Origin of the sequence: Cumulibacter manganitolerans (assembly GCF_009602465.1) — a bacterium.
Classification (GTDB): domain Bacteria; phylum Actinomycetota; class Actinomycetes; order Mycobacteriales; family Antricoccaceae; genus Cumulibacter; species Cumulibacter manganitolerans.
Genome location: NZ_WBKP01000005.1, coordinates 30,853 through 56,719, shown reverse-complemented (window position 1 = coordinate 56,719; position 25,867 = coordinate 30,853). Strand labels below are relative to the sequence as shown.

Sequence of the window (25,867 nt, the reverse complement as noted above, 5' to 3'; positions counted from 1 at the left end):
GGTCGTGACTGCCCCCCGTGACGAGCCTGTCGACGATCAGCCGATAGACCGCCGTCGAGCCGTGCGGCGTCTCGCGACCGCCGTCGGCCTGGGTGCGGGGGCCGTGGCGCTGCCGGCGCTGAGCGGGACCGCGGAGGCGAAGGCCGGCGACACGATGCGCACCGGCGCGAAGAACACCGCCGGTGACGCGCAGACCGCGCTGCAGAGCGACGGAAGCGCGCCGAGCCTGCGCATCGAGAACACGCGATCCAAGTCGGGTCCGGCCGGTGGCGAGGTCGACCTGATCTCCCCGCAGCTGCAGCTCGGCGGCCCCGTTCCCAGCGCCGACCGCCCCCAGTTGCCCGACGTCCGCAATCTGCCGGCGGGCGCCATCGGCGCGGCCGGTGGTGCCCTGCTGCTGGGCGCAGACCTCGGGCTGGGCCAGGCGATCCCGGTCCAGGTGCACACCTCCGCCATGTCGAACCTGCTCGTCCCCATCCCGCCGGCCTCGGCGACCGTCTTCGACAGCGCCGCGATGAGCGCCGACCAGCGCGCGGCGTTCCCGGTGGGATCCTTCGACGACAGTGGGCGCGTCGCGCCCGGCACCCGGGTGCCGGTGAGCCTGCGGCCGCTGATCAACAGCGAGAAGTTCGCGCAACCGGCCGCGGCCTGCTGCGGGTTCACCGTCGGCGCCGCCGACTACAGCGGCGCCGTGTCGGTGCACGCGAGCGCCGACCTGCCCGGTGACGTCACCGTCTGCTCCTACACCGTGCTGCCCAAGGAGGCGACCGCCAACGGGCAGCCGATCGCGTTCGCCGCGACGGCGTCCGCCACGGTGCCGCTGGACGCCGTCGACGCCCTCTGGGTGTCGGTGAGCACGGCTACCCACCTGAAGATCCAGGTCGCCGCGGTCGTGCTGCCCGATCCGAGCGCGCTGGTCGAGCCGGCACAGCCGAGCCCGGGGCTGAGCCCCGCGGCGCGGCGTACGGCGCTGCAGCGGCAGGCGCTGCGCGAGATGGTCGGCGGTCTGCCGAACGGCAAGTAGGCGACGGTGTTCCGAACGGCAAGTAGCGGCCCCGCCTGACCGAGGGCTATCACGGTCCCGAGTGGTGCGGCGGTGCTGCACGGTCGTCGAGCGAGCGGAGCCGGTAGGCGTAGCGACGTCGAGACGTGGTGAGCTGCCGGGCGCGGCGGCATGGTGCGGCCGGCTGTCGGCTGTCGGCTGTCGGCTTGCGGCGTCTCGACGTCGGGCTCGTTCCTCGCCCTCGCTCGACGACCGTGGGGTACGTCGCTCCCCAAGCGGGGGCGTCGGGTGAGCGGGTCTCGCGAGCGGGCTGACTTCCACTCGCCGGACGGTACGAAGGCCCGGCACTCGCCGGACAGCACGAGGGCCCGGCACCTCACGGTGCCGGGCCCTCGTCGGTGACCGGTGGCTATCGGACCGCGCGGCGACCCTTCACCGCGCGCCAGATCAGCAGCGCGATGATCGCGCCGATGATCGAGCCGATCCAGCTCGAGGGCTGCAGGAAGCCCTCGTCGGCGTCCTTGTGGAAGATCAGGTAGCCGAGGAAGCCGCCGATGAACGAGCCGACGATCCCGAGCAGCAGCGTGGCGCCGATGCTCATCGAGTCATCGCCGGGCACCAGGGCGCGCGCGATGAAACCGGCGATGAGGCCGACGATGATGATGCCGATGATGGTCCCAAGCATTGTGTTCTCCTTTTGGGTTCGGTGAAAACGCACGCCCGATCGGACGAACGCTTCCCGGTGGAGCCGGTGTGCTTGACTCTCCGTTACCCCGAGGCTAGAGACATCGCTTCGCGCGGTGGGCGTCATTTCGACCGATGACCAAAGATTCGGCAGATCGTTACATCACGGTAATTTCGCATACCTGGGACCGATTCGCTGTGCTACGCCCCGCGATCCCTCGTGGCCGGCCGCGCGATAATGGCTCATCGTGATCACCGTCCTGCTGAGCCTGCTCGCCGCCGTCGCGTACGGCATCAGTGACTTCCTGTCCGGAGTGGCGAGCCGGGCCGTGCACTACGCGCGGATCGCGCTCGTCGTGCAGCTGACCATGACCGCGTCCACCTGGGTCGTCGTCGGGCTCGCCGGCGGATCCTCCGGGGGTGGCGCGGTGATGTGGGGCCTGGTCGCGGGACTGGGCACCAGCACCGGCACGGTCCTGCTGTACCGGGGGCTGGGTGCGGGCCAGATGAACGTCGTCGCGCCCCTGTCGGCGGCGACCGCGGCCCTGGTGCCGGTCGTCGTCGGGCTCGCTCTCGGCGAACGTCCGTCGTGGCTCGTGCTGATCGGCGTCGTGCTGATCCTGCCGGCGATCTGGCTCATCTCCGCGACCCCGGCGCAGCCCGGAGCGACCGCCCGGCTGGCCGACGGAGCCGTCGACGGGCTGCTGGCCGGCGTAGGGTTCGCGATCAGCTTCGTGGCGCTCGATCGCGCGCCGGACGACGCGGGGCTATGGCCCGCGGCCTGGGCACAGCTCTCGGCCCTGGCGGTCATCGCGGTCGCGACATCGTTGATCCTGCGCCGGCGGGGGAGCGGGCGGCCGGCGGGCCGCTCGATCGTGGCGGCGGTCGGCGCCGGCGTGCTGGGCGCGCTCGCCGTGGCGAGCTTTCTCGTCGCGAGCCGGAGCGGGCTGCTGGTCGTCGCCTCCGTGCTCACCTCGCTCTACCCGGCGATCACCGTGCTGCTCGCGGCGGCCACGCTCGGCGAGCGCACCGTGCGCGCCCAGCTGGTCGGCCTCGCGCTCGCCGCGGGCGGCGTCGTCCTCGTGGTGGCCGGCTGACCCGCGGCGCCGCTCCGGTACCGCGCGCCCGGCAGGGATCGAACCTGCGACCTGCCGCTTAGAAGGCGGTTGCTCTATCCGCTGAGCTACGGGCGCGTACGGCGCTGGCGCCGCCGGATCATTGTAGGGGCCACCACTAGGATGAGGTCATGTCACGTAATGCAGCGTTCGCCGCGGCCGCCGGTCTGGTCGCGCTGCTGGTCGTCCTCGCCGTGATCGCGTTGATCACCGGTGAGCCCGGCTGGCTGCTGTGGACCGTCGTGCCGATCCTCGGCGTGCTGATCTTCTTCGTCGCCGCGGTGCGGGGGGAGACCCTGGGCGCGGCCAAGCGGCAGCGTGACGAGAAGATGTCCCAGCGCAAGTCCGCCGCGCGCCGCGCACGGACCTCGCCTGGTTCGGCCGACAACTGACCCATCCGAGCCCAAGGAGCAGCCGATGAGCATCACCGCAGACCAGGTCCGCACGGACGTCGGGGAGTATCTGCAGCTCGACCCCGAGAAGCTGACCGAGTACGCGCTGCTGACCGAGGACCTCGGCGTCGACTCGCTGACCGCGATCGAGATGTCGATCGAGCTGGAGGGGCGCTACAACATCGACATCAGCGACGAGGAGCTCGCGGAGGTCTCGACGTACGGCGACCTCGAGAAGCTCGTGCTGAGCAAGGCGGGGCAGTCGGCATGATGGAGTCACGCGACGGACGCCGCGTCGTCATCACCGGGCTCGGGGTGCTCGCACCGTGCGGCACGGGCGTGGAGGCCTTCTGGGAGGGCCTGGGCAAGCCCGCCGAGCCGGCGGTCGAGCGCACCATCGACGACTTCGATCCGCAGGCCTACGGACTGAAGTACGCCGAGGCCCGCCGCCTGGATCGGTTCGCCCAGCTGGCCTACGCAGCCGGCAAGATGGCGATCGAGCACGCGTTCGGCGACGAAGGGTTGGCGCGGTACGACGAGTGGCGCCGCGGCGTCGTGATGGGTACCGGCATCGGCGGCGCGTACGCCTGGGAGAACAACGCCCAGGTCCTCACCACCAAGGGCGAGAAGGGCGTCTCGCCGCTGACGGTGCCGATGGTGATGCCGAACGCCGGCGCCGCCGCGGTCTCGATGCGCCTCGGCCTGCGGGGACCGGTCGAGACGATCGCGACCGCGTGCGCCTCCGGCACCCACTCGATCGCCGCGGGTGCGAAGCTCGTCGCCTCCGGACGCTGTGACGTCGTCCTGGCCGGCGGGTCGGAGTCCTGCCAGACCGGCGTGATGCGCGGCGGCTTCAACAACATGAAGGCGACCAGCCCGACCGGCATCTCGCGGCCGTTCGACGTCGCGCGCGACGGCTTCTGCAGCGCTGAGGCTGCCGGCATCCTCGTCCTCGAGGAGTACGAGGCCGCGAAGGCGCGCGACGCCACGATCTACGCCGAGGTGCTCGGCAGCGGGTCCACCGCGGACGCGCACCACATCACGGCCCCGGACCCCGGCGGCGACGGCGCGTTCAACTGCATGCGCCTGGCGCTCGAGGACGCCGGGGTGGACCCGTCGGCGATTACCCAGGTGAACGCGCACGGCACCTCCACGCCGCTGAACGACGCCGCGGAGAGCGCCGCGGTCGCGCGCATGTTCGGTACCGCGCCCGGTCCCGCCATGACGTCGATCAAGGGCGTCACCGGTCACTCGCTCGGCGCGGCCGGTGCCATCGAGGGGGTGGCGCTCGCCCTGTCGTACCTGCACAAGAAGATCCCGCCGACGATGGGCACCACCGAGGTGGACCCGAAGATCGAGGCCGACATCGTGCTCGAGTGGCGTGACTGGGAGCCCGCCCCGGCGCTGAGCAACAGCTTCGCCTTCGGCGGTCACAACGGCTCGATCGTCCTCGGCCCGATCTGACCGACGACGGCGGCCCGGCCGGGCTCACGAGGAGCCGGCCGGGTCGTCAGCGTGATCGCCATCCCGACGACCGCGGTGCTGGCGACGATCACCGAGACCGTGACGATCAACCGGTGCGGTGTGGTGGTCAGGTCCAGCACGTACGCCGCCACCACCTCCGCCGCGATGCACGCCCACACGAGCGCCAGCCGGCCGCGGCGCAGCACGGCGAGCCCGGCGTAGATGCAGAACTGGGTGAGCGCGAGCGCCCCGCCGGCCACCGCGAAGAGCCAGAGGGCCGGCCCGAGGTCGGGGAACTTGCTCCCGCCGACGATCGTGGCGATCAGCCCTCCGAAGACTGCGCAGCCACCGATGGTTCCCGCGACCAGACCGCCTACCGCGAGCAGCCCGTGACGGGCGGCGATGCGGTGCCGCAGGTGGTCCGACAGCGCCGGGAACAGCAGCGTGGCGACCGGTTGCGGCAGCCACAGCGCCGCCCGGAAGACCACGTTCCCGGCGGCGTACCAGCCGGCCTGGTCAGCGGTCAGCAGGTTGCGCGCGATCGTCAGGTCGAGGCTGGAGAGCACCAGGAACACGCCGTGGGCGTGCGCGGCGTGCGCCGTCTCCCACAGCAGCCCGCGGACCGTCTGCCCCTGGTCGACCGGCGAGGCGTGCAGCGAGCGCAGCGCCGGGCGCACGGTCATGGCGGCCGCGATCACCAGGCCGGCCGCGCTGCCCAGCAGCGCCGCGGACGACGTCGGCGAGACGATCAGCCCCACGACGCCGCCGGCGACCCGTCCGAGGCCCATCAGCAGCACCGCGCTGCACAACGCCCGCCACTGCCGGCGGCCCTGCGCGACGCCCTGGGCGACGCCCAGCATCACCAGCGGAGGGACGCACAGGGCGCCGCCGAGGACGCCCAGGTAGCCGGGCAGATGCAGGAACTCGACCGCCAGGGGAGCGCCCAGCACGATGACGGCGGCCCCGCCCACGCCGATGGCGGCCGACACCCGCAGCAGCCGCGGCCCGACGCTGTCGGTGGCCGCGCGCCGCGCGACCACGGTCTGCATCGCGAAGCTCGGGATGGTCGCGATCACCACGAGGTTGAGCAGCGACAGCGTCTCGCCGTACGTGGCCCGATCCAGCAGCCGCGCCGCCGCGAGGAACAGCACGTAGGACAGTACGTTGCTGATGATCGTCGCGACCGGCACGAGCGCACGCCAGGTGGCGGCGGAGGGGGCGCGGGGACTCATCAAGGGGTCGCTTGCTCCGAGGGAGGGTTCGTGTGGCGGCGGGCGCGGAGGGCTCCTGCGCGTCGGCTCTCAGCGTACGGGCTCGTCCCCGCCCCGCCGGGGGAGCCTTGGCGCCGATCCCCAGCGCACCGATCGCGGCGCCGAGTAGGGTTAGGCGCGACCCGGCCATCGACGACGGAGGACGAATGAGCTCGCCCGAGCAGCCCCACGACAAGACCAACGCCGGCGGCTCGCTGCGCCCAGCGGGCGCCGAGCTGCCCTCGGACGAGCTCGGCAGCACGGAGCAGTTCCGCGCCTTCGCCAACGGGGACGACGACGACGCGTCGGCCGCCGACCGCGGCGCGCTCGGCAACGAGCGCGCGCGCCCGCAGCCGGAGGTCGTCCTCCCGGAGGACCACGACCCGCGCTCGTCCGAGGTGATGGGCGCCGCCACCCCGTCGGCGGCGCAGATCCAGCCCAGCGACCTGCCGCCGGTCAACCCGGACGCCAAGCGCAACCTGTACATCGCGATCGGCGTGCTGGTCCTCGTGATCGTCGTCGTCGCGCTGCTGCTCATCCTGGGCTAGCGGCCGCCCGTTCTCCTGGCCCAGCGGCGCTACGCCGCTGGGCTCGGAATCGTGACCGCGCGTCACCCCGCCGTACGGTGTTGCGGGACAATCGGGACCTGACGCATGCACCACCGACACTGCAACGAAAGAGGCACCCACGTGGCTCAGTACATCTACTCGATGCGCAAGGCGCGCAAGGCGCACGGCGACAAGGTGATCCTTGACGACGTGACGCTGGCCTTCCTGCCCGGCGCGAAGATCGGCGTCGTCGGCCCCAACGGCGCCGGCAAGTCTTCGGTGCTGAAGATCATGGCGGGCGTCGACAAGCCCTCCAACGGCGACGCCATCCTCTCGCCCGGCTACAGCGTGGGCATGCTCGCGCAGGAGCCGCACCTCGACGAGAACCTCACGGTGCGCGAGAACATCGACCTCGCCGTGAAGGACATGCGCGACACCCTGACGAAGTTCGAGGAGGTCTCGGCCGCCATGGGCGAGCCGGACGCCGACTTCGACACGCTGCTGACCGAGCAGGGCAAGCTGATGGAGAAGATCGAGCACGGCGGCGGCTGGGAGCTCGACTCGACCATCGAGCAGGCCATGGACGCGCTGCGCTGCCCGCCCGGGGACGCCGACATCAGCAACCTCTCCGGTGGTGAGAAGCGCCGCGTCGCGCTGTGCAAGCTGCTGCTGGAGGCGCCGGACCTGCTGCTGCTCGACGAGCCCACCAACCACCTGGACGCCGAGTCCGTGAACTGGCTGGAGCAGCACCTCGAGAAGTACGCCGGCACCGTCGTCGCGGTCACCCACGACCGGTACTTCCTGGACAACGTCGCCCAGTGGATCCTCGAGCTCGACCGCGGGCGCGCCCTGGCCTACGAGGGCAACTACTCCACCTACCTTGAGAAGAAGCAGTCCCGCCTCAAGGTCGAGGGCCAGAAGGACGCCAAGCGCCAGAAGCGGCTCGCCGAGGAGCTCGAGTGGGTGCGCTCGAACGCCAAGGGCCGGCAGGCCAAGAGCAAGGCGCGTCTCGCCCGCTACGAGGAGATGGCCGCCGAGGCGGAGAAGACCCGCAAGCTGGACTTCGAGGAGATCCAGATTCCGCCGGGCCCGCGCCTCGGCGCGGTCGTCGTCGAGGCCGACCACCTGACCAAGGGCTTCGACGAGCGCGTCCTGATCGACGACCTGTCGTTCTCGCTGCCGCGCAACGGCATCGTCGGCGTCATCGGCCCCAACGGCGCGGGCAAGACGACGCTGTTCAAGATGATCGTGGGCGACGAGCAGCCGGACTCCGGCACCATCAAGCTCGGAGAGACCGTGCGGCTGTCGTACGTCGACCAGTCCCGCGCCGGGCTCGACCCGAAGAAGAACGTGTGGGAGGTCGTCTCCGACGGGCTGGACCACATCCAGGTCGGCCACGTCGAGATGCCGTCCCGCGCGTACATCTCGGCGTTCGGCTTCAAGGGCCCCGACCAGCAGAAGCCGTCGGGCGTGCTGTCCGGCGGTGAGCGCAACCGGCTCAATCTCGCGCTCACCCTCAAGCAGGGCGGCAACCTGATCCTGCTCGACGAGCCCACGAACGACCTCGACGTCGAGACGCTGTCGAGCCTGGAGAACGCGCTGCTGGACTTCCCCGGCTGCGTCGTCGTCACCTCCCACGATCGCTGGTTCCTGGACCGCATCGCGACCCACATCCTCGCCTACGAGGGCGACTCGCAGTGGTTCTGGTTCGAGGGCAACTTCGATGCCTACGAGAAGAACAAGGTCGAGCGCCTCGGGCCGGAGGCGGCCCGTCCGCACCGCGCCACCTACCGCAAGCTGACCCGGGGATAGCGCGATGGCACAGACCTACGACTACCAGGTGCAGCTGCGCTGGTCGGACGCCGACCGGCAGGGACACATCAACAACGGCAAGTTCGCCACCTACGCCGAGGACGCGCGCATCGAGTGGTTCGAGCACCTGCCCGGACGCGAGGCCAACGTGCCGAGCTCCGGGCTCATCCTGGCCCGCCAGGAGATCGACTACCACCGCCAGGTGCTCACCCAGGGCGAGCCCGGCAAGCGCATGGTGATGAAGTGCGCGACCCTGTCGGTGGGACGCACCTCCGCCCGCATCCGCGAGGAGCTGTGGGGCGAGGAGGACACCTCCCCGGCCTGCACCGTCACCTGCGTCCTGGTCAACTTCGACTACGAGTCCGGCCGGCCGAGCCCGTGGAGCGACGCCGAGCGTTCCTGGATCGAGTCGTTCACGGCCCAGGAGGACTGACCGGTGGTCTTCGAGACCGAGGTGCCGCTGCGCTGGGGCGACATGGACGCCTACGGGCACGTCAACAACGCGACGTTCGTGACGTACCTCGAGCAGGCCCGCGTCAACGCCTTCGAGTCGCGGCCGGGGGAGCGCACCGGCGCGGAGATGCTCGGGACCGGCATCGTGGTCGTCGAGCACCAGATCCGCTACCGGCGTCAGGTGCCGTTCTCCACCCGGCCGCTGCGCGTGCGGCTGTGGGTGGAGGACGTGCGCGCGGCGTACTACATCACCGCGTACGAGCTGTGGAACGGCTCGGGTGACGAGCCGGAGCTGGCGGCCACCGCAACGACGAAGCTCGCGCCGATCAACTTCGGCACCGGCCGCCCGCGCCGGTTCACCACCGCCGAGCGCGAGTATCTGCTGTCGTTCGAGCCGCCCGGCGGCCGCGAATGACGGCGTTGCGACCGGCGTCCGCCGCGGCCCGCACCGACCTGCTCACGCTGACGTCCCGCGTCGCCCGGCTCGCGCCCGACGGCCTGGTGCGGCTCAAGGGTGAGCGCGACCGGGTGACGGCGTGGGCGCTGGTCGTCGGCGTGCTCGTCCGCCGCGACATCAACGCGACCCTCGAGGGCGTCGCCGATGTGACCGTGTCCGGCAAGGCGCTCGCCGACGCCGTCGAGCGGTCGGTGTCCTCGGCCGACCAGGTGCCGCTGCCGTCCTCGATGGACGCCGCCTGGCGCGCCTCGCTACCGCCGGCGTCCGGGTGGACGCACCGCGAGGACCTGCCCACCGGGGAGATCCTGCAGACCCTCGACCTGGCGGGCTCGCAGCTGCGCGCGCTCGACGACACCCAGGTCGCGGCGGCCGGTGACTCGATGCTCTCGCAGACCATCGCGATGGTCGATCGCGACAGCGCCGATCCGGTCGAGATACCGATGCGGATGCTGGTGGCGATGAGCCGGCTCGGCTTCCTGACCGAGCCCTCCACCACGAACGACACCATCCGGGTCGCCACCCACGGCGCATGGGTGGTCGCGGCCACCCGGCTCGGTGCGGCCTTCCGCCGGCCGGCCACGATCGACCTGCTCGGGCTCTCCTAGCGCGACCCGCCGCTCAGGCGCTCGTGCGCCATTGGTCGCCCGAGGAGCTGGACGGCTCGGGGGCCACGAACTGGGGAGTGCTCGCCGACCGGTCCGACGGGCCGGTCATGATCACCGGGATGTAGCCGCTGTCGTCGATCCGCCGCGGGTATTGCTCGCCACCGCTGCGGTTCTCCGCAGCCTTGAGGCGAGAGTTCCACACGAGCGTGATCAGCACGAAGCCGGCCAGCGCCACCCGCAGCCCGCTGGCGTAGTCCGAGGGTCGGACGGCGTCCCCGCGGATCGACAGCCACAGGCACAGCAGCACCAGGCCCACGGCCGCCCCGAGCGTGATGCTCATCGCGAGCCGGGTGGCGGTCGACTTGCGGCTGGTCAGCGGCAGCACCGAGCCGGCGATGCCCGCGACCATGATGACCAGGATGGCCAGGCGGGTGAGGGTGACGCCGCTGGCACCGGTCGCCGCCGACTTGAGGAACAGGTCGAAGGCGGCCATCTGGCCGGACTCCTGGCCGATGCCCGAGACGACGACCCACGGCAGCCACAGCGTGGCGATGATGAGCGCCGCGGCGACCGGCGCGACGATCCACCGGGTCTGCTGCTCGCGGGCGGGGTACCCGAGGGCGGAGAGCACCCAGGCGACACCGACCGCCGAGAGCACGAGCACGACGATCTTCACCACGACCGGATAGCCGCCGTTCTCGGGCCACAGCACGGTCCCGATGTCGGTGAGCGCACCGATCGTGGGCAGGAAGGCAAGGAACGACATCCACCGGTGCGGGAACGCCAGGGCCAGCGCCCCGAGCACGACGCTGGCCACGCTCGACCACACCAGCTCGGAGCGCACGTCCACCGAGGGCCCGACCTGCTCGGCCGACCACGGGAGGAACAGCAGCACCGTGACGACCGGCAACAGGCACACGAGCATCCACCACGCGACCCGATGGATGGGGGGCGGTGGTTCGAGGGAGCTACCCTCGGCCTGGGGCACTGCTTCGGGCGGATTCATACGCGTTCAATAGTGACCGAGGTTGGTCAGGAGCGGCGCTGGTGTCACCCGGCTGGGGCGCAACCGTGACGGCCTCGTGACAGTGTGCACGTCTAAGTGTGGCGACCGCCACTTCCGGCGTGCGATCTGCGATCCAGGTCACACCAGAACGGTGCTAGCGGCGGATCGGCTCGGTGTTCACCATGCTGTGCGCGGCCATGCTGAGATAGTCCCAGAGCCGCTTGTCGTCCTCCGGATCGAGCTCGAGGGAGTCGACGGCGTCCCGCATGTGACGCAGCCACAGGTCTCGCTCGTGCGGCCCGATCCTGAACGGCACGTGCCGCATCCGCAGGCGCGGGTGGCCACGCTGCTCGGAGTAGGTGGCGGGGCCGCCCCAGTACTGCTCGAGGAACATCCGCAGCCGCACTTCCGCAGGCCCGAGGTCGTCCTCGGGATACATCGGCCGGAGCTCGGCGTCGGCGGCGACTCCCTCGTAGAAGCGCCGTACCAGCCGGACGAACGTCTCGTGCCCGCCGATCTGTTCGTAGAACGAGCCGTGGCGTTGTGCTCTGGTGGTCACGATCCTCCTACTTGTCCGCTCCGGGGAAGGATACCGCCGGTGCGGAGATGCCTGCCGTGGTGAAGGCCGCGGAGATCCGCTGCTTGGCTTCTCGCGCGACACGGTAGCGCTCGTCGGGGCTCACGGTCAGCACGGCCCGCAGGGTGATGCCCACCGCGCTCACGGACTGGACGCCGAGCACCTCGGGGGGCGAGAGGAGGGCGTCTTTCTCGACGTCCGCGCCGGCCATCTCATCGAGGACGCGGCGCATCTCCGCCTGGGCGAGGTCGAGGTCGGTGCCGTGCGCGACCGGCATGTCCACGATGACGCTCGCGGTGCCCTGGCTGTGGTTGGCCACGCGCAGGATCTCGCCGTTGCGGACGTACCAGATGACGCCCTCGACATCGCGGACCCGCGTCGTGCGCAGCCCGACCGCCTCGATCGTGCCGACCGCCTCGCCGATGTCGACGACGTCGCCCACGCCGTACTGGTCCTCGAGAATCATGAAGATGCCGTTCAGGTAGTCCTTGACCAGGTTCTGCGCGCCGAAGCCCAGCGCGACGCCGACGATGCCCGCGCTGGCCACGATCGGCGCGAGATTGATGCCGAGCTCGCCGAGGACCAGGATCGAGGCGACGGTCACGACGAGGATCGAGATGGCGCTGCCGAGCACGCTGCGGATGGTCTCGGCCCGCTGCCGGCGACGCTCGTCGCCGAGCCCGGTGGCGGCGACGACGACCTTGCGGGCGCGGCCCCGCAGCGGGCTGAGCATCACCGGCATCTTTCCGTCGATCGACCGCTGGGTCAGCCGGCGTACCGCGCGCTGCATCAGCAGCCGGGCGATGACCGCGACGACCACGATGATCGCGATCCGTCCCGCGGTCACCAGCGCCTCGTTGGCGTCTATCAAGGTCTCGGTGGCGAGGGCGTGCAGGTCGGAGAAAGTCACCCGACCACTCTAGGCGCGCCTGCTGGGCGGAGATTGAGCCGCCGGCGTGGTGCTGCCCACGTCACCGGACCGCCGGGACGCTGTGATCCAGTTGACTGACAAAACTTACTGTAAGTAGAGTAAGTGAGTGGCCGCACTCTCCAACCGCCCGCTGCTGTCCACCTCGGCCGACCGCAGCCTGGTGGTCGAGCGCAGTGCCGAGCTCGACGTCGTCGAGGACGCGGCGCGGCGCGCACTGAACGTCCTGCTCGTCGGAGAGCCGGGATCCGGCGCCACCACGACCCTGCACCAGCTGCTTCGGCGCCTGCCCCGCGAGCACGCCTGCTACCCGCGCTTCGTCAACGCGGCGACCCTCGATTCGGCCGAGGATCTGCTGCACGAGTCGCTCGGAGAGCTGGTGCCCGGCATGGCCGTGGTGGGCGGGGCGTCGGCGTACGCGCGGTTCGCGCGGTTCGCCGAGGCGCCGTCCGACGTCGTCGTTCTGGTGGACAACGCACCGCTGTCGCTGCTGCTCGACGCCTTCGGCCGGCACCGCGACGAGATGTGGCAGGTGCCGGTGCCGTGGGTCGTGACGTGCCACCAGCAGGACCACGCCACGCTCGCCGCATCACCGGCCGCCGACTTCTTCGACGTGGTCATCGAGCTCGGCCCGCTGACCGACGTGCAGGCGGCGAGCCTGCTGCGCCGCCGTACGACCAAGGACGAGCTGAGCGGCCACGCGCTGCGCATCGCGGTCGACTCGGCGAACGGCAACCCGCGGGCCCTCGTGCGGGCGGCCCGGCGCATCGTGCTCGAGGGCGTGGACCCGGACGACCTCCAGCGAGCGTCGTACCTGCGGCGCGAGCTGGCCCGGAGCCTGTCCCGCCCCGCAGCGATGCTGCTCGACGAGCTGGTCGAGCGCGGGCCGTCGAGCGCGTCCGACGTCGGCCTGCAGGCGGCGACCGGTTGGACGCGCTCCCGGCTGGTCCAGGTCTTCAACGAGCTGGAGCGCGCCGGTGCGGTCAGCAGCGAGGAGCACAGCGACGGCCGGTCCGGCCGCCCCCGCAAGGTCTTCCGCTCGCGCTACTAGCGCGATCCGCCGGCCGGCAGGGGAGGCCCGGCGAGCCGGGCTCAGGTGACGCGGGCCCGTTCGGCGGGGTAGCGCTCGTACTCGCGCTGATGAGTGATCTCGCGGATGGCATCGAAGCCCGCCCAGACGTCCTCGAACGACGTGGTCAACGGCGCCATCCCGAGCCGCAACCGGTCCGGCGTGCGGAAGTCCGGCACGATGCCCCGCGCGATGAGTGCCTGGTTGACCTGCCAGGCCGCCGCGTGATGCAGCGTCAGGTGCGCACCGCGGCGTCCGGCCGGCCGGGGCGAGGCGACGCGCCAGCCGAGCGGGGCGAGCCACTCGTCGGTCAGCTTGAGCGCATACCCTGTGAGCAGCCGCCCGCCGGTTTCGAGCGCCTCGATGCCGGCGTCCGCGATGGTCCGTACGCCTTCCTCGACGGCCGTCACCCCGAGCATCGGCGGCGTCCCCGACAGGAATCGCTCGATCGTCTCGACCGGCTCGTACGTCTGGCCCATCGCGAACTGGTCGGCCTGCCCGAACCAGCCCCAGATCGGCTGGTCGCACTCGCTGATCAGGTCGCGGCGCACGTAGAGGAACGCCGGGGCCCCCGGGCCGCTGTTGAGGTACTTGTAGGTGCAGCCGACCGCGAAGTCGGCGTCCGACTCGGCCAGCGGCGTGCGGACGGCGCCCGCAGAATGGCACAGGTCCCACACCGCGAGCGCCCCGCGCGCGTGCAGCAGGGCGGTGATCGCCGTCATGTCGGCGAGAGCACCGGAGCGGTAGGAGACGTGGCAGAAGCAGGCCAGCGCCACGTCGTCGCTCAGTACCGCCTCCACCTGGGCGGGGCTCAGGCCGCCGTCGATGTCGCTCTGCACCACCACGACGCGCATGCCGTGCTGCCGCGCGAGGCCCTGCACGACGTAGTGGTCGGTCGGGAAGGAGTCGGCCTCGATGAGGATGGTCCGCCGTCCGGGGCGCAGCCCGATCGCCGCGCTCAGCACCTTGAACAGGCTGACGGTGGTGGAGTCGGCCAGCGCGACCTGCCCGGGGTCGACGCCCAGCACCGCGCGGCCGAGCCGGTCGGCGACCGTCGTGCAGCGCTCCAGCCAGCGCGGCCAGGACTGGATCAGGTCACGACCCCACTCGTCGCGGACGACCGTCGCCAGCCGGTCGGCGGTGGCGCGGGGCAGCCGGCCGAGGCTGTTGCCGTCGAGGTAGACGGTCGCGTCGTCGCGCACGAACAGCTCGCGGTGCGCCCGCAGCGGGTTCTGCGCATCGAGGGCGCGCGCGAAATCCCGTGACAGCTCGTACGGCGGGGCGTCGTTGGTCGGCATGGTCCAATTCTCGCGCACCGGATACGTTGACCTGCATGTCATCCCTTCACGATCTCAGCGCGCTCGAGCAGGCCGCTGCCGTCGCGCGGCGTGAGATCTCGCCGGTCGAGCTGGTCGAGCACTACCTGGACCGGATCGACCGGCACAACGACACGGTCGGCGCCTTCGTCACGCTGACGGCGGACGCCGCGCGGACCGGCGCGAAGGACGCGGAGCGCGCGGTGCGCGAGGGTGCCGACCTGCCGCTGCTGCACGGCGTGCCCACCGGCATCAAAGACCTGTCGAACGTCGCCGGCGTCCGGACGACCTGCGGCACCGCGCTCATGCGCGACTTCGTCGCCCCGGAGACCGACGAGGCGATCCAGCGGATCTTCGACGGCGGGATGATCAGCCTCGGGAAGACCCAGACCCCCGAGTTCGGCTTTCCCTGCTGGACCATCAACGACGTCGGCCCCACCGCCCGGACGCCGTGGGACCTCGGCCGGCTGGCCAGCGGATCCTCCGGCGGCGCCGCCGCCGCGGTGGCGTCGGGGCTGCTGCCGATGGCCCAGGGCTCCGACGGCGGCGGGTCGGTCCGCAGCCCGGCGGCCGCCTGCGGTCTGGTGGGGCTGAAGACGTCCCGCGGCCGGATCACCAGCGCCCGGGTCGACCCGGCCGGGCTCGGCGTGATGGGGCCGCTGGCGCGCACGGTCGAGGACGCCGCGGCCTTCCTCGACATCACGGCCGGTCCCGGGCGGTCGGACGCGATCTGGGCGCCGCCGCTGCCGCCCGGGCGGACGTTCCGTGACGCGGTGCGCTCGTCGCCGGGCCGGCTGCGCATCGGGCGCTACGTCGACCCGGTCATCCCGGGCGCGGTCGTGGCGCCCGAGGTGCGCGCGGCGTGGGAGGCGACCTCGGCGCTGCTGGAGTCGCTGGGCCACGACGTCGAGGACATCGAGGCGCCCATCGACCCCAGCGGCATCGAGGAGTTCGTCAAGGTCTGGGCGCTCGGGGCGACCACGCTGCCGTTCGACGACGAGCAGGCGGCGCACCTGAAGCCGCTGACCCGGTGGCTGCGCGCGCAGGGCATGGCGCTGAGCGGTCAGCAGGCGATGCTCGCCCACATCGCGATGGGGGAGGCCGGGCGATCGGTCGTGCGGCGGCTCGCGCCGTACGACGTTGTGCTGTGCCCGGTGACCACGGACGTCGCCCGCCCCGTCGACTGGTATGGAGACGACCCGGCCGAGGACTTCGAGCGGCAGAAGCGGTACTCGGCGTTCACGTCCATCTACAACGTCTCCGGACAGCCCGCCATCAGCCTGCCGCTGCACATGAGCTCGCAAGGACTGCCGATAGGCATGATGCTGGTGGGACGACCGGCCGACGAGTGGACGCTGCTCTCGGTCGCCGCGCAGCTCGAGCAGGCGGCGCCGTGGCGCGAGCGCGTACCGCCGATATGGAACGACGACACGATCGGCTAGATTCTGTAGGCATGAGCCTCGTTCACGCCCTCCTGCTGTTCGTCGGCGGTCCGGCCGTCGTTCTCGCGCTGTGCTACCTGCTGGCCTACGTGACCTCGCGCGACACCGCGTCCGCGGGCACCTACAAGCTCGGCGAGGAGTGGCATCAGCCGCTGTGGTTCGTCGGCCACCCGCGCGAAGGCGCGGCGGTACATCGTCCGGCCCACGCGATCGAGGCCGGCCCTGAGCACGCCCCGTCGGCCACCATGGTCGGCGGCGCGAGCGGCACCTGGTAACGAGGAGAACTCACTGATGGCAACGCACTCAGCACCCAACACCCCGCCGCTCGGCTACGGCCCCAAGGGCAACACCGGTCCGTTCACCTTCAAGGAGATGGACCGGCTCTCCGAGGCGATCACGATGTCGTCCCGCGAGTCCGACATCAACTTCTCCATCTACATCGGCGACCTCGGCCCCGATCGACGGGGCGGCGTCGCCGCCCGGCACCGCTCCTTCGGTGCGCAGGCGGCGAACACCTGCCTGGTCGCGGTGTCGCCGAACGAGCACGCCGTCGAGATCGGCGTCGGTGAGCACGCCGCGAAGCGGCTCACCGATCGCGCCTGCCAGCTCGCCGTCGCGTCGATGGTGTCGAGCTTCCAGGGCGGCGACCTGGTCGGCGGCATCGTCAACGGGCTTCGGATGCTCTCCGACCAGGCCGGCCACCCGATCGAGCGCTAGACCTTCTTCGTTCTGCGGTGCAGTAGCGCACGCTATCTCGCGATTAGCGTGCGCTACTCCACCGCAGAAGCGCGTCTAGGGCTGGGCGTCCCGCAGCCGGCAGGCCAGCGCGCGGGCGATGGAGTCGCGCTGCTCGTTGACCAGCCGGGCGGCGGCCGGGTTGTGGCCGCCCGCGGCGAGCCACTCGTTGGCGGCGTCCACGGTGTCCTGCTCGATCAACCGCGGGAACAGCAGCTCGGTGACCTGCTGCGCGATCGCCGACGAGCGGTCCTTCCAGACCTGATCGAGCGCGCCGAAGTACTTCTGGCGGTACGGACGGGTCAGGTCGTACTGCCGCCAGGAGTAGAACCCGAGCGCGGTCGCCTCGTGCAGGTAGTTGGTCAGCGTGTCGTCCTCCACCGTGGCCGCCCAGGCGTCCGCCTTCGCCTGCGCCGTGGCGCGGACGGCGCGGGCGGTGGCGGCGCGTCGCTGGGCGACGTCGCCCGGGTCGACCTCCAGGGCCGCGTCGATCTCGGCGTCCCCGGCGCGGCCGGCCGCGACCAGCGGCGTGAGCAGCGCCCACCGCGTGTCGAGGTCCATCGCCAGGCCCTCGACCACCTCGGCGCCGGAGACGATGGCGGCCAGGCGGTCCAGCTGGGCGTCGGTCACCGCGGTCGAGGCGAACACCCGCGACCAGTGCACCTGCGCGTCGCTGCCCGGTGCGGCCGCCGCCGTCTGCTGCCAGGCGAAGTCGGCCAGCTGCTCGGCGCCGCTCGCCGACCAGTCGGGGGCGCCGTACGCGGTCACGGCCGTCTGCGCCTGCGCCGAGAGCGTCTGGATGACCGACATCGTCTGCTCGCTGCCGACCCCGGCCAGGAACAGCGCCAGGTAGTCGCGGGCGCGCATCTCGCCGTCCCGGGTCATGTCCCAGGCGGCTCCCCAGCACAGCGCTCGCGGCAGCGACTCGGTGAACCGGGCGATGTTCTCCAGCAGGAACGCCAGTGACTCGGGGTCGAAGCGCACCTTGGCGTACGCGAGATCATCGTCGTTGACGAGGTACAGCGCGGCCCGCGGCCGCCCGACGAGCGCGGGCACGTCGGTGCGCGGGCCCTCCACGTCCAGCTCGATGCGGTCGGTGCGCACCAGCCGGTCGCCGTCCAGCTCGTAGCAGCCGATCGCCAGGCGGTGGGTGCGCAGCGTCGGATGCTCGGGGACCGCCGTCTGCTCGATGGCGAACGCCGTCACCACCCCGTCGGCGTCGGTCTCGACCAGGGGACGCAGGGTGTTCACCTGCGAGGTCTCCAGCCACTGCTGCGCCCACCACGACAGATCGCGGCCGCTCGCCGCCTCCAGCTCGTCGAACAGGTCCTGCAGCTCGGTGTTGCCGTACTGGTGCTTCTTGAAGTACTCGCGCAGCGCGGCGAAGAAGGCCTCCTGGCCGACGTACGCGACGAGCTGCTTGAGCACCGAGGCGCCCTTCGCGTACGTGATCCCGTCGAAGTTGACCTCGACCGCCTGGATGTCGACCATGTCGGCGGAGATCGGGTGGGTGGTCGACTTGGTGTCCTGGTCGTAGGCCCAGGTCTTCTCCACGTTGGCGAACGTCGTCCACGCGCTAGTGTACTTCGTCGCCTCGGCCTGGCAGTGCACCGACGCGTAGGTCGCGAACGACTCGTTCAGCCACAGGTCGTCCCACCACTTCATGGTGACGAGGTCGCCGAACCACATGTGCGCCATCTCGTGCAGGATCGTCTCGGCGCGGCGCTCGAGCCGGTACTCGGTGACCTTCGACTGGAAGACGTAGTCGTCGCGGAACGTGATCGCGCCGGCGTTCTCCATCGCACCGAAGTTGAACTCCGGCACGAACAGCTGGTCGTACTTGCCGAACGGGTAGCGGAAGTCGAACAGGCTCTGGAAGAAGTCGAATCCCTGCTTGGTGACCTCGAAGATCTCGTCGGCGTCGAGGAACTTGCCGAGGGACGACCGGCAGTAGATGCCCAGCTCGATCTCGTCGTGCGCGTCGTGCACGTGATGGAACGGGCCGGCGATCAGCGCGGTGATGTACGTCGACATCGGCTTCGTTCGGCTGAAATCGACGGTCTTCGATCCGTTGGCGTGATCGGTGGTCCGCTCGGGCGAGCCGTTGGAGATCACCTGCCAGCCCTGCGGCGCGGTGACGTGGAAGGTGAAGGTCGCCTTGAGGTCGGGCTGGTCGAAGCACGGGAACATCAGCTTCGCGTTCGCCGTCTCGAACTGCGAGTAGAGGTACGTCTCGTTGTCGCTCGGGTCCACGAAGCGGTGCAGGCCCTCGCCGGTGTTGGTGTAGAGGCAGTCCACGTCGAGGACCAGCTCGTTGTGCTCGGCGAGCCCGCTCAGCGCGAGGCCGTCCTCGGCCCGGTACGCGGAGGTGTCGACCGGCTGCCCGTTCAGGGTCGCCTCATGGATCGCGTCCGCGACCACATCGATGAACGTCGATGAACCCGGCGTCGCGTCGAAGGTGACGGTCGCGCGCACCCGGAACGTCCGATCGCCCGGTTTGCCCGCGCCGTCGGTCAGGTCGATCGCGACGTCGTACGCCTGCGTCTGGATCAGCGACGAGCGTTCACGTGCCTGGTCGCGGGTGAGGTTCGGATGTGCCACTGGCCAACGTCCTTCGAGTCGATGCCGCTGCGTGCGGATCGCGCAGCGGCGAACGGACAGACCGCCCGCGGGTCGGGCGACCGCGGTCGATCCTGCCATAGGATCATGCTCGGATTCATTCGCGAGAGACGACGGAGCCGACCATGGGCAAGAAGAAGGACGCCGAGAAGGCCGACGAGCTCAAGAGCAAGAAGGCCAAGAAGAAGTCCAAGGAGACCAAGGCGGCCAAGAAGGACGTCGGCTCGTCCTCCGCCAAGGCGAAGGTGGCCAAGAAGCTGAAGGCAGCCAAGGACGACCACAGCACCACGGCTCCGCAGGGCGACGCTCTGGGCGCCCCGCGCCCGGGCGAGGTCGAGGCATCGATCCACGCCGCCGACGTGCTCACCACCGGCTCCGCCAACGACCGCGTCGACTTCTGGTTCGACCCGCTGTGCCCGTGGTGCTGGATCACCTCCCGCTGGATCCTGGAGGCGGAGGCGGTCCGCGACATCGACGTGAGCTTCCACGTGATGAGCCTCGCGGTGCTCAACGAGGGTCGCGACCTGCCGCCGTCGTACGCCGCACTCATGAAGAAGGCCTGGGGACCGGTGCGGGTGCTGATCGCCGCGGCTCGCGACCACGGCGACGAGGTGCTTCCGACGCTCTACACGGCGATGGGCACGCGCATCCACAACGAGGGCCGCAAGGACTTCGCGAAGATCCTCACCGAGTCGCTCGAGGAGGCGGGGCTCCCGACGTCGCTGGCCAAGGCCGCCCGCTCGGGCAAGTACGACGACGAGCTCCGTCGCTCGCACCACGAGGGCATGGACAAGGTCGGCGACGATGTCGGCACGCCGACGATCCACGTGAACGGGGTCGCCTTCTTCGGGCCGGTGCTGTCGCGCATCCCGCGCGGCGAGGAGGCCGGCACGGTGTGGGACGGCGCCGTCAAGCTGGCGTCCTTCCCGCACTTCTTCGAGCTCAAGCGCAGCCGGCACGAGTCGCCGGCGTTCGACTAGCGCGCGGGGCCAGGACCATGGGCGGCGACCGGTCGTACGACGACCACGACTCGCTCGACGAGCGGTCCGCCCGCGGCCTGGTCGGGGGCGGACCCTCGCAGATCAGCCGCGCAGCGGCGATGCGCGCACGTGACGTCGACCGCCCGAGCGCGGAGGATCTGGAGGAGGCCGAGAAGTCGGTGCACGTCGTGCACCGGCACTGGCGGCCGCGTTGAGCGCTAGCGGCTCGCCTCGTACGCGCCGAGGAGATCGATCCGCCGCTGGTGGCGGGGGTTCTCGCTCCACGCGGTGCCCAGGAAGGCATCGACGATCGCGGCCGCTTCCTCCAACGAGTGCATCCGCGCCCCGATGCCCACCACCTGGGCGTTGTTGTGCTCCCGCGCGAGCGCGGCCGTCTCGGTGCTCCACGCGAGCGCGGCCCGGATGCCGGTGACCTTGTTGGCGGCGATCTGCTCGCCGTTGCCCGACCCGCCGATCACGATGCCGAGGCTGCCGTCGTCATCGCGCACCGACTCGGCCGTCGCGATGCAGAACGGCGGGTAGTCGTCGTCCTTGTCGTAGACGTGGGCGCCGAGATCCGTGACCTCGTGCCCGGCGTCCTCGAGGTGCTCGACGAGGTAGTTCTTCAGCTCGAAGCCGGCGTGATCGCAGCCGATGTATACGCGCATGGCTGCAAAGGTATCGCGGCTAGAAGTCGTCGAGACAGTGGGGCATCCGGTGCCAGCCGAGCGCTTCCGAGAGCGCGCCGACGGCGCCCTCCGTGTGCTCGGTGACGCGTCCGGCACGCTGCAGCTGCCCCAACCGCACGCCCCCGAGGTACGCCGCGGAGAGCTCGCGGATGCCGAGGCTCAGATCGGCCGGCGCCGTGGTCGGCGCCACCTCGGCTCGGCGTTCCGCGACCCGGATCCGCCAGGTCCCACGGTTGGCCTCGATCAGCGGATCGCCGATCGACACGGCCACGTCGCAGTCGGCGGCGTACTGCCGGGCTCCCAGCACGGTGGGCAGGTCGATGATGCGCAGGTACGTGGCGTCGGCGATCTCGCAGGTGATGGAGCTGGTGCTCGCGAGCATGTCCCGCAGCGGCAGGTCGCGCTCGCCCCTCGGGTAGCGGATCCTGCGCATCAGGTCGAGGTCGACGAGGTAGCGCCAGAGGCGGGCGTACGACGCGCTGTCCGCGGCGACGAGCTCGCGGATCCGCACCTCGCCGTCGGGCCCGTGCGGCTGCTGGACGGCGTGCGTGGAGTACAGGGCATAGCCGGTGACCGTGCCCGCCGCATCGAAGTGGGCGGCGTGCTGCAGCGGCAGGGCGCCGTCGCGCCACTCGGCGGGGTCGCTGCAGGACCACCGCCACCATCCCTCGTCACGGTCGAGCCAGCCGGGCCGCTGCGCCCGCAGCCGCTCGCGCAGGGGCGCGACCAGCGCCAGCCATTCGGCCGCCGGCAGGACGTCGACCGAGCCGGTGCCGAGATCGATCTCCGGCAGGAACGCCATCTCCGGGGCACGGCCGGTCACGCGAAGGCGGGTCGTCGCCTCCCCGAAGCCGAACCGGCCGTAGATCGACGGCTCGCTGGCCCACAGCAGCGCCGCGGGCTCGGGGCACTCGAGCAGCGCGGTGCGCATCATCTGCGTCAGCAGCCCGCGACGACGGTACGACCCGGCGACCGTCACCGCGGTGATGGCGGCGACGTCGAGCTGTCCACCCGGCACCGCCATGGTGCGGTGCACGCTGTCGAAGGTCGCGACCCACCGCCCGTCGACGCGAAAGCCCAGCTTGCGCGCGGTGCCGAACTGCTCGCGGTCGAGCTGCTCACGACCTGCGGCGTCGGCCTCCATGAAGTTGGCCGTCACGGTGGCGTAGAACTCCGCGTGCCCGTCGGGTGCGACGCGTTCCAGCGTGGGGGTGGCGAGATGGGGCGGCGTACGTCGCGGGTGGGTCACCGGCCCATCGTGAGGGCCGTGTATGCGCAAGCGCAAGTTTTTTTCGTTCGGCCCGTGGCCGCCGGCTCGACGACTAGGCTGCAGTCATCGACAACAGCTTCCCTCGTCACGAAGGAGAGTCGCATGGCCGATCGGCCGCACGTGGTCATCATCGGGTCAGGGTTCGGTGGCCTGTTCGCCGCCCGCGCGTTCGCGGGCAAGCACGTTGACGTCACCCTGATCAGCAAGACCGCCCAGCACCTGTTCCAGCCGCTGCTCTACCAGGTCGCGACCGGGATCCTCAGCGAGGGTGAGATCGCGCCGACCACCCGGGAAGTCCTGCGGCGGCAGAAGAACGTGCAGGTGCACCTCGGGCAGGTCTCCCGCATCGACCTGGAGTCGCGCACCGTGCACTACGCGATGCTCGACAAGCACATGAGGATGTCGTACGACTACCTGATCGTGTCCGCCGGCTCGAGCCAGTCGTACTTCGGCAACGATCAGTTCGCCCGGTACGCGCCCGGCATGAAGACCATCGACGACGCGCTCGAGATCCGCGGCCGGATCTTCGGAGCGTTCGAGCGCGCGGAGCTCAGCGCCGACCCCAAGGACGTCGCGAGGCTGACCACCTTCGTGGTGGTGGGCGCCGGACCGACCGGAGTCGAGATGGCCGGACAGATCGCGGAGCTGGCCTACCGGGCGCTGCCCGACGAGTTCCACAACTTCGACACCCGCTCCTCCCGGGTGATCCTGCTGGACGCCGCCGACCAGGTGCTCGGCACCTTCGGCGACCGGCTGTCGGGCAAGGCGCAGCGGGCCCTCGAACGCCTCGGCATCGATGTTCGGCTCGGCCAGAAGGTGGTGGACGTCGATGCTCGCAGCATCGTCGTGGAGCATTCCGACGGGACCCGGGAGCGGATCGAGGCCTTCATGAAGGTCTGGGCCGCCGGGGTGCAGGCCTCACCGCTCGGCAAGCAGCTGGGGGAGCAGACCGGTGCGTCGGTCGACAAGTCCGGGCGGGTGTCGGTGCAGCAGGACCTGAGCCTGCCCGGCCATCCGGAGGTGTTCGTCATCGGCGACATGATGTCGCTGGACGATCTGCCCGGGGTCAGCCCGGTCGCCATCCAGGGCGGTCGGCACGCGGCCCGGCTGATCGCCGCGCGCGTCGACGATCCAGGCTTCACCGAGCCCTTCCAGTACTTCGACAAGGGCAGCATGGCGACGATCTCGCGGTTTTCCGCCGTCGCGCAGGTCCGGGACTTCCGGACCGCGGGGTTCATCGCCTGGGTGCTGTGGCTGGGTGTGCACCTCTGGTATCTCATCGGGTTCAAGCACCGGCTCACCACGTTGCTGCACTGGACCGTCTCGTTCATCGGGCGCGGGCGCGCCGAGCGCGCGGTCACGACCCAGCAGGTGATCGCCCGGCGAGCCATCGAGGACCACGGGCCGGGCTACAACCCCCTGATCGACAGCAACTAGCCGCGAAAACGTCGCGCAGGAAGCGCCCTGTCGCCTCCGAGGGGACTGGCGCCCTTATTCGCGTGGTTCTCCGGCAGCCTGGGTCGGTGCCGTGGGACCAGACAGGTCCGTGGGGCGGGGCGAGTCGGCGGTCACGGCCGGACCCCCGGGGGCGGACGGCTCGACCGGACCCGCGACCGGCTCGGCGGTCACGGCCGGCCCGGCAGCCTCGGTGTCCGGCACTCCGTAGCGCTCCGCGTGGTAGTGCTCGGTGAGCCGGCGCTCGTCGTCGGCGTCGAGGTGGTTGTCGGCGTCCACGTGCGGCACGTCCTTGATGAAGTCCTTGGTGTACGGCACGTGGATCTCCTCGCCGGAGATGCGGGCGTCGTCCAGCGGGATCAGCGTCTCCTTGGTCCCGAACAGGCCGGTGTTGACCGACACCCAGGTCGGCTCCATCGTCTGGTCATCGGTATAGACCTGGCTCACGCCGCCGATCTTGTTGCCGTCGGGGTCGTAGACGGTCGCTTCGAACAGGGACTCGATGGCGTTCTCGTCGGTCATGGCGGGCTCCTCTGCGGGGCGGCTGGCGGCGTGCACGGGTGCTGCCTCCACACCTACCGGAGATCGTGCCCCGGCAGCGAGCATTTCGCGGAAATTCTCTCCGGCTTCGGCTCCGACACGGAGGCGGGCGGCCGGTGCATCTGGTGGCGGGGCGCCGGCGCGGAAAGTGTAGACTTCGACGCGGCCTTCGCGGCCCACGCGGATGTAGCTCAATGGTAGAGCCTCAGTCTTCCAAACTGATTACGCGGGTTCGATTCCCGTCATCCGCTCCATTCTGTCGTATCGGGGTGTAGCGCAGCTTGGTAGCGCATCCGCTTTGGGAGCGGAGGGTCGCAGGTTCGAATCCTGTCACCCCGACTCGCCGCTCGCCGGCAACGGGCGGTCCGGAGCCGCGCCGCGTGACGTCGGCGGCCTCCGCCGATAGGTTGTCGGCATGGCTTACACCTGGGACGACGCGTTTCTCGCCACGCAGCGGGAGGCGGCGCTCGAGCCGGAGCTGCCGATCATCGACCCGCACCACCATCTGTGGGACGCGCCGGGACTGCAGCCTTACCTGGTGCCGCAGCTGCACGCGGACACCGGTGCGGGGCACAACGTGCTCGCGACGGTCTTCATCGACTGCGTGTGGGACTACCGGCGCGACGGGCCGCCGGAGCTGCGCGCGTTGGGCGAGACCGAGCGCGCTGCGCAGGCCGCCGCCGAGTCGCGGGGCGGCGACGGCGCCGTCATCGGCGGCATCGTGTCGTACGTCGACATGTCGCTGGGTGCCCGGGCGGGCGCCGTCCTCGACGCGCACGTGGCCGCCGGCGACGGGCTGTTCCGGGGGATCCGGCACGCGACGGCGTTCGCGGACGACCCGGCCGTGCACCGGTCGCACACCAAGCCGACACCGGGCCTCATGCGTGAGCCGGCCTTTCACGACGGTGTCCGGGAGCTCGCGGCTCGCGACCTGACGTTCGACGCCTGGCTGTACTTCGACCAGCTCGCCGAGCTCGCCGAGCTCGCCCGCGACGTCCCCGCCGCCACGATGGTGCTGGATCATCTGGGCGGTCCACTCGGTGTCGGCCGGTACGCCGACGACCGCGACGGGATGCTCGCGGCCTGGCGCTCCGGCATCGCGGACGTCGCGCGCTGCGAGAACGTGCACGTGAAGCTCGGCGGAATCGGCATGAAGGTCTACGGCATCGGCTTCGATCAGCGGCCCACCGCGCCGAGCAGCGACGAGCTGGTCGCCGCGTGGGGTGAGCCGATCCGTTACCTCATCGAGCAGTTCGGCCCGGACCGCTGCATGTTCGAGTCGAACTTCCCGGTCGATCGCGAGTCCACCGGCTACGTCGTCCTCTGGAACGCGTTCAAGAAGATCGCCGCGGACTACTCGCCGTCCGAGAGGGACGCACTGTTCCGGGGGACCGCCGAGCGGGTCTATCGGGTCGACGGGTCGCGGCGGTAGCCGCACCGCGGCCTTGGCGGCACCGG

28 protein-coding genes and 3 tRNA genes are annotated in these 25,867 nt (G+C 70.9%); 20 read left to right on the top strand and 11 right to left on the bottom strand.

Features of this window, described 5'->3' with window-relative positions:
- Positions 1–61: 61 nt before the first annotated feature.
- On the top strand, positions 62–1,024 hold the full coding sequence (locus tag F8A92_RS03065) for a hypothetical protein (RefSeq protein ID WP_153503229.1): 963 nt from the start codon (positions 62–64) through the stop codon (positions 1,022–1,024).
- Between the two features lie 388 nt (positions 1,025–1,412).
- Here the strand turns inward: F8A92_RS03065 and F8A92_RS03060 are convergent, their stop codons facing one another.
- The gene (locus F8A92_RS03060; protein ID WP_153503227.1) at positions 1,413–1,688 is read right to left on the bottom strand and encodes a GlsB/YeaQ/YmgE family stress response membrane protein; all 276 of its coding nucleotides are present in this window, start codon (positions 1,686–1,688) and stop codon (positions 1,413–1,415) included.
- 247 nt (positions 1,689–1,935) lie between these two features.
- Here F8A92_RS03060 and F8A92_RS03055 point away from each other — a divergent pair, with 247 nt between their 5' ends.
- The gene (locus F8A92_RS03055; RefSeq protein ID WP_228389150.1) at positions 1,936–2,784 is read left to right on the top strand and encodes a DMT family transporter; all 849 of its coding nucleotides are present in this window, start codon (positions 1,936–1,938) and stop codon (positions 2,782–2,784) included.
- A 23-nt stretch (positions 2,785–2,807) separates the two neighbouring features.
- Here F8A92_RS03055 and F8A92_RS03050 read toward each other — a convergent pair.
- Positions 2,808–2,880, bottom strand: a tRNA-Arg gene (locus tag F8A92_RS03050).
- A gap of 53 nt (positions 2,881–2,933) precedes the next feature.
- On the opposite strand from F8A92_RS03050, the gene F8A92_RS03045 reads away from it, so the two are divergent.
- Genes F8A92_RS03045 through F8A92_RS03035 form a run of 3 tightly spaced genes read left to right on the top strand, consistent with a single transcriptional unit; the run spans position 2,934 to position 4,658 of the window.
- Positions 2,934–3,194 carry a hypothetical protein gene (locus F8A92_RS03045; RefSeq protein ID WP_153503225.1) on the top strand — a complete coding sequence of 87 codons (261 nt, stop codon included), beginning with the start codon at positions 2,934–2,936 and terminating at the stop codon, positions 3,192–3,194.
- Positions 3,195–3,219: 25 nt separating this feature from the next.
- Complete coding sequence (locus F8A92_RS03040) at positions 3,220–3,465, top strand: acyl carrier protein (protein WP_153503223.1); 246 nt, start codon at positions 3,220–3,222, stop codon at positions 3,463–3,465.
- A complete protein-coding gene (locus tag F8A92_RS03035) occupies positions 3,462–4,658 on the top strand; it encodes a beta-ketoacyl-[acyl-carrier-protein] synthase family protein (RefSeq protein ID WP_153503221.1) in 1,197 nt (398 codons plus the stop codon). Before F8A92_RS03040 ends, F8A92_RS03035 begins: the two co-directional genes overlap by 4 nt.
- Here the strand turns inward: F8A92_RS03035 and F8A92_RS03030 are convergent.
- On the bottom strand, positions 4,625–5,890 hold the full coding sequence (locus F8A92_RS03030) for a lipopolysaccharide biosynthesis protein (RefSeq protein ID WP_153503219.1): 1,266 nt from the start codon (positions 5,888–5,890) through the stop codon (positions 4,625–4,627). The two genes, F8A92_RS03035 and F8A92_RS03030, sit on opposite strands and share 34 nt — an antisense overlap.
- 185 nt (positions 5,891–6,075) lie before the next feature.
- Between F8A92_RS03030 and F8A92_RS03025 the strand changes: the two genes are divergently transcribed.
- The 5 genes from F8A92_RS03025 to F8A92_RS03005 all read left to right on the top strand — a co-directional run bounded on the left by F8A92_RS03025 (position 6,076) and on the right by F8A92_RS03005 (position 9,783).
- Positions 6,076–6,456, top strand: a complete 381-nt coding sequence (locus F8A92_RS03025; protein ID WP_153503217.1) for a hypothetical protein — start codon at positions 6,076–6,078, stop codon at positions 6,454–6,456.
- Between the two features lie 141 nt (positions 6,457–6,597).
- Positions 6,598–8,268, top strand: coding sequence for an energy-dependent translational throttle protein EttA (gene ettA / locus F8A92_RS03020; RefSeq protein WP_153503215.1), 1,671 nt, complete (start codon positions 6,598–6,600; stop codon positions 8,266–8,268).
- Between the two features lie 4 nt (positions 8,269–8,272).
- Positions 8,273–8,701, top strand: a complete 429-nt coding sequence (locus F8A92_RS03015) for an acyl-CoA thioesterase (RefSeq protein ID WP_153503213.1) — start codon at positions 8,273–8,275, stop codon at positions 8,699–8,701.
- Between the two features lie 3 nt (positions 8,702–8,704).
- Positions 8,705–9,136, top strand: a complete 432-nt coding sequence (locus F8A92_RS03010; protein ID WP_228389149.1) for an acyl-CoA thioesterase — start codon at positions 8,705–8,707, stop codon at positions 9,134–9,136.
- Complete coding sequence (locus F8A92_RS03005) at positions 9,133–9,783, top strand: hypothetical protein (protein WP_153503211.1); 651 nt, start codon at positions 9,133–9,135, stop codon at positions 9,781–9,783. The genes F8A92_RS03010 and F8A92_RS03005 overlap by 4 nt, the downstream gene beginning before the upstream one ends.
- Positions 9,784–9,796: 13 nt before the next feature.
- Here F8A92_RS03005 and F8A92_RS03000 read toward each other — a convergent pair whose 3' ends face one another.
- The 3 genes from F8A92_RS03000 to F8A92_RS02990 all read right to left on the bottom strand — a co-directional run bounded on the left by F8A92_RS03000 (position 9,797) and on the right by F8A92_RS02990 (position 12,276).
- On the bottom strand, positions 9,797–10,702 hold the full coding sequence (locus F8A92_RS03000) for a hypothetical protein (protein ID WP_153503209.1): 906 nt from the start codon (positions 10,700–10,702) through the stop codon (positions 9,797–9,799).
- A gap of 241 nt (positions 10,703–10,943) precedes the next feature.
- On the bottom strand, positions 10,944–11,348 hold the full coding sequence (locus tag F8A92_RS02995; RefSeq protein WP_153503207.1) for a globin: 405 nt from the start codon (positions 11,346–11,348) through the stop codon (positions 10,944–10,946).
- A gap of 7 nt (positions 11,349–11,355) precedes the next feature.
- Positions 11,356–12,276, bottom strand: a complete 921-nt coding sequence (locus F8A92_RS02990; RefSeq protein WP_153503205.1) for a mechanosensitive ion channel family protein — start codon at positions 12,274–12,276, stop codon at positions 11,356–11,358.
- A 127-nt stretch (positions 12,277–12,403) separates the two neighbouring features.
- Between F8A92_RS02990 and F8A92_RS02985 the strand changes: the two genes are divergently transcribed.
- Positions 12,404–13,345, top strand: coding sequence for an AAA family ATPase (locus F8A92_RS02985; RefSeq protein WP_153503203.1), 942 nt, complete (start codon positions 12,404–12,406; stop codon positions 13,343–13,345).
- 41 nt (positions 13,346–13,386) lie between these two features.
- On the opposite strand, the gene F8A92_RS02980 is transcribed toward F8A92_RS02985, so the two are convergent.
- Complete coding sequence (locus tag F8A92_RS02980; RefSeq protein ID WP_153503201.1) at positions 13,387–14,661, bottom strand: kynureninase; 1,275 nt, start codon at positions 14,659–14,661, stop codon at positions 13,387–13,389.
- Between the two features lie 35 nt (positions 14,662–14,696).
- Here F8A92_RS02980 and F8A92_RS02975 point away from each other — a divergent pair, with 35 nt between their 5' ends.
- Genes F8A92_RS02975 through F8A92_RS02965 form a run of 3 tightly spaced genes read left to right on the top strand, consistent with a single transcriptional unit; the run spans position 14,697 to position 16,838 of the window.
- Positions 14,697–16,121, top strand: a complete 1,425-nt coding sequence (locus tag F8A92_RS02975) for an amidase (protein WP_153503199.1) — start codon at positions 14,697–14,699, stop codon at positions 16,119–16,121.
- 11 nt (positions 16,122–16,132) lie between these two features.
- Positions 16,133–16,396: an aa3-type cytochrome oxidase subunit CtaJ gene (ctaJ, locus tag F8A92_RS02970; protein WP_153503197.1), complete on the top strand. Its 264-nt coding sequence runs from the start codon at positions 16,133–16,135 to the stop codon at positions 16,394–16,396.
- 16 nt (positions 16,397–16,412) lie between these two features.
- A complete protein-coding gene (locus tag F8A92_RS02965; RefSeq protein WP_153503194.1) occupies positions 16,413–16,838 on the top strand; it encodes a DUF5130 family protein in 426 nt (141 codons plus the stop codon).
- Positions 16,839–16,913: 75 nt separating this feature from the next.
- Here the strand turns inward: F8A92_RS02965 and pepN are convergent, their stop codons facing one another.
- Complete coding sequence (pepN, locus tag F8A92_RS02960) at positions 16,914–19,457, bottom strand: aminopeptidase N (RefSeq protein ID WP_228389148.1); 2,544 nt, start codon at positions 19,455–19,457, stop codon at positions 16,914–16,916.
- A gap of 143 nt (positions 19,458–19,600) precedes the next feature.
- Between pepN and F8A92_RS02955 the strand changes: the two genes are divergently transcribed.
- Together F8A92_RS02955 and F8A92_RS02950 are read left to right on the top strand one after the other, a co-directional pair.
- A complete protein-coding gene (locus F8A92_RS02955) occupies positions 19,601–20,455 on the top strand; it encodes a mycothiol-dependent nitroreductase Rv2466c family protein (protein ID WP_323368421.1) in 855 nt (284 codons plus the stop codon).
- 17 nt (positions 20,456–20,472) lie between these two features.
- Positions 20,473–20,670 carry a hypothetical protein gene (locus F8A92_RS02950; RefSeq protein WP_153503190.1) on the top strand — a complete coding sequence of 66 codons (198 nt, stop codon included), beginning with the start codon at positions 20,473–20,475 and terminating at the stop codon, positions 20,668–20,670.
- Positions 20,671–20,673: 3 nt separating this feature from the next.
- On the opposite strand, the gene F8A92_RS02945 is transcribed toward F8A92_RS02950, so the two are convergent.
- Together F8A92_RS02945 and F8A92_RS02940 are read right to left on the bottom strand one after the other, a co-directional pair.
- Entirely contained in the window at positions 20,674–21,123 is a 450-nt protein-coding gene (locus F8A92_RS02945; protein WP_153503188.1) for a ribose-5-phosphate isomerase, read from the bottom strand.
- A gap of 19 nt (positions 21,124–21,142) precedes the next feature.
- Positions 21,143–22,393 carry a GNAT family N-acetyltransferase gene (locus F8A92_RS02940; protein ID WP_194291335.1) on the bottom strand — a complete coding sequence of 417 codons (1,251 nt, stop codon included), beginning with the start codon at positions 22,391–22,393 and terminating at the stop codon, positions 21,143–21,145.
- Positions 22,394–22,516: 123 nt separating this feature from the next.
- Here F8A92_RS02940 and F8A92_RS02935 point away from each other — a divergent pair, with 123 nt between their 5' ends.
- Positions 22,517–23,851, top strand: coding sequence for an NAD(P)/FAD-dependent oxidoreductase (locus tag F8A92_RS02935; RefSeq protein WP_153503184.1), 1,335 nt, complete (start codon positions 22,517–22,519; stop codon positions 23,849–23,851).
- 54 nt (positions 23,852–23,905) lie between these two features.
- On the opposite strand, the gene F8A92_RS02930 is transcribed toward F8A92_RS02935, so the two are convergent.
- On the bottom strand, positions 23,906–24,391 hold the full coding sequence (locus tag F8A92_RS02930; protein ID WP_194291334.1) for a PRC-barrel domain-containing protein: 486 nt from the start codon (positions 24,389–24,391) through the stop codon (positions 23,906–23,908).
- A gap of 198 nt (positions 24,392–24,589) precedes the next feature.
- Between F8A92_RS02930 and F8A92_RS02925 the strand changes: the two genes are divergently transcribed.
- The 3 genes from F8A92_RS02925 to F8A92_RS02915 all read left to right on the top strand — a co-directional run bounded on the left by F8A92_RS02925 (position 24,590) and on the right by F8A92_RS02915 (position 25,841).
- Positions 24,590–24,663: transfer RNA gene (locus F8A92_RS02925), tRNA-Gly, on the top strand.
- A gap of 11 nt (positions 24,664–24,674) precedes the next feature.
- A tRNA-Pro gene (locus F8A92_RS02920) sits at positions 24,675–24,748 on the top strand.
- A gap of 76 nt (positions 24,749–24,824) precedes the next feature.
- Positions 24,825–25,841 (top strand): amidohydrolase family protein, encoded by a 1,017-nt coding sequence (locus tag F8A92_RS02915; protein ID WP_153503180.1) that lies wholly within the window; start codon positions 24,825–24,827, stop codon positions 25,839–25,841.
- Positions 25,842–25,867: the final 26 nt, after the last annotated feature.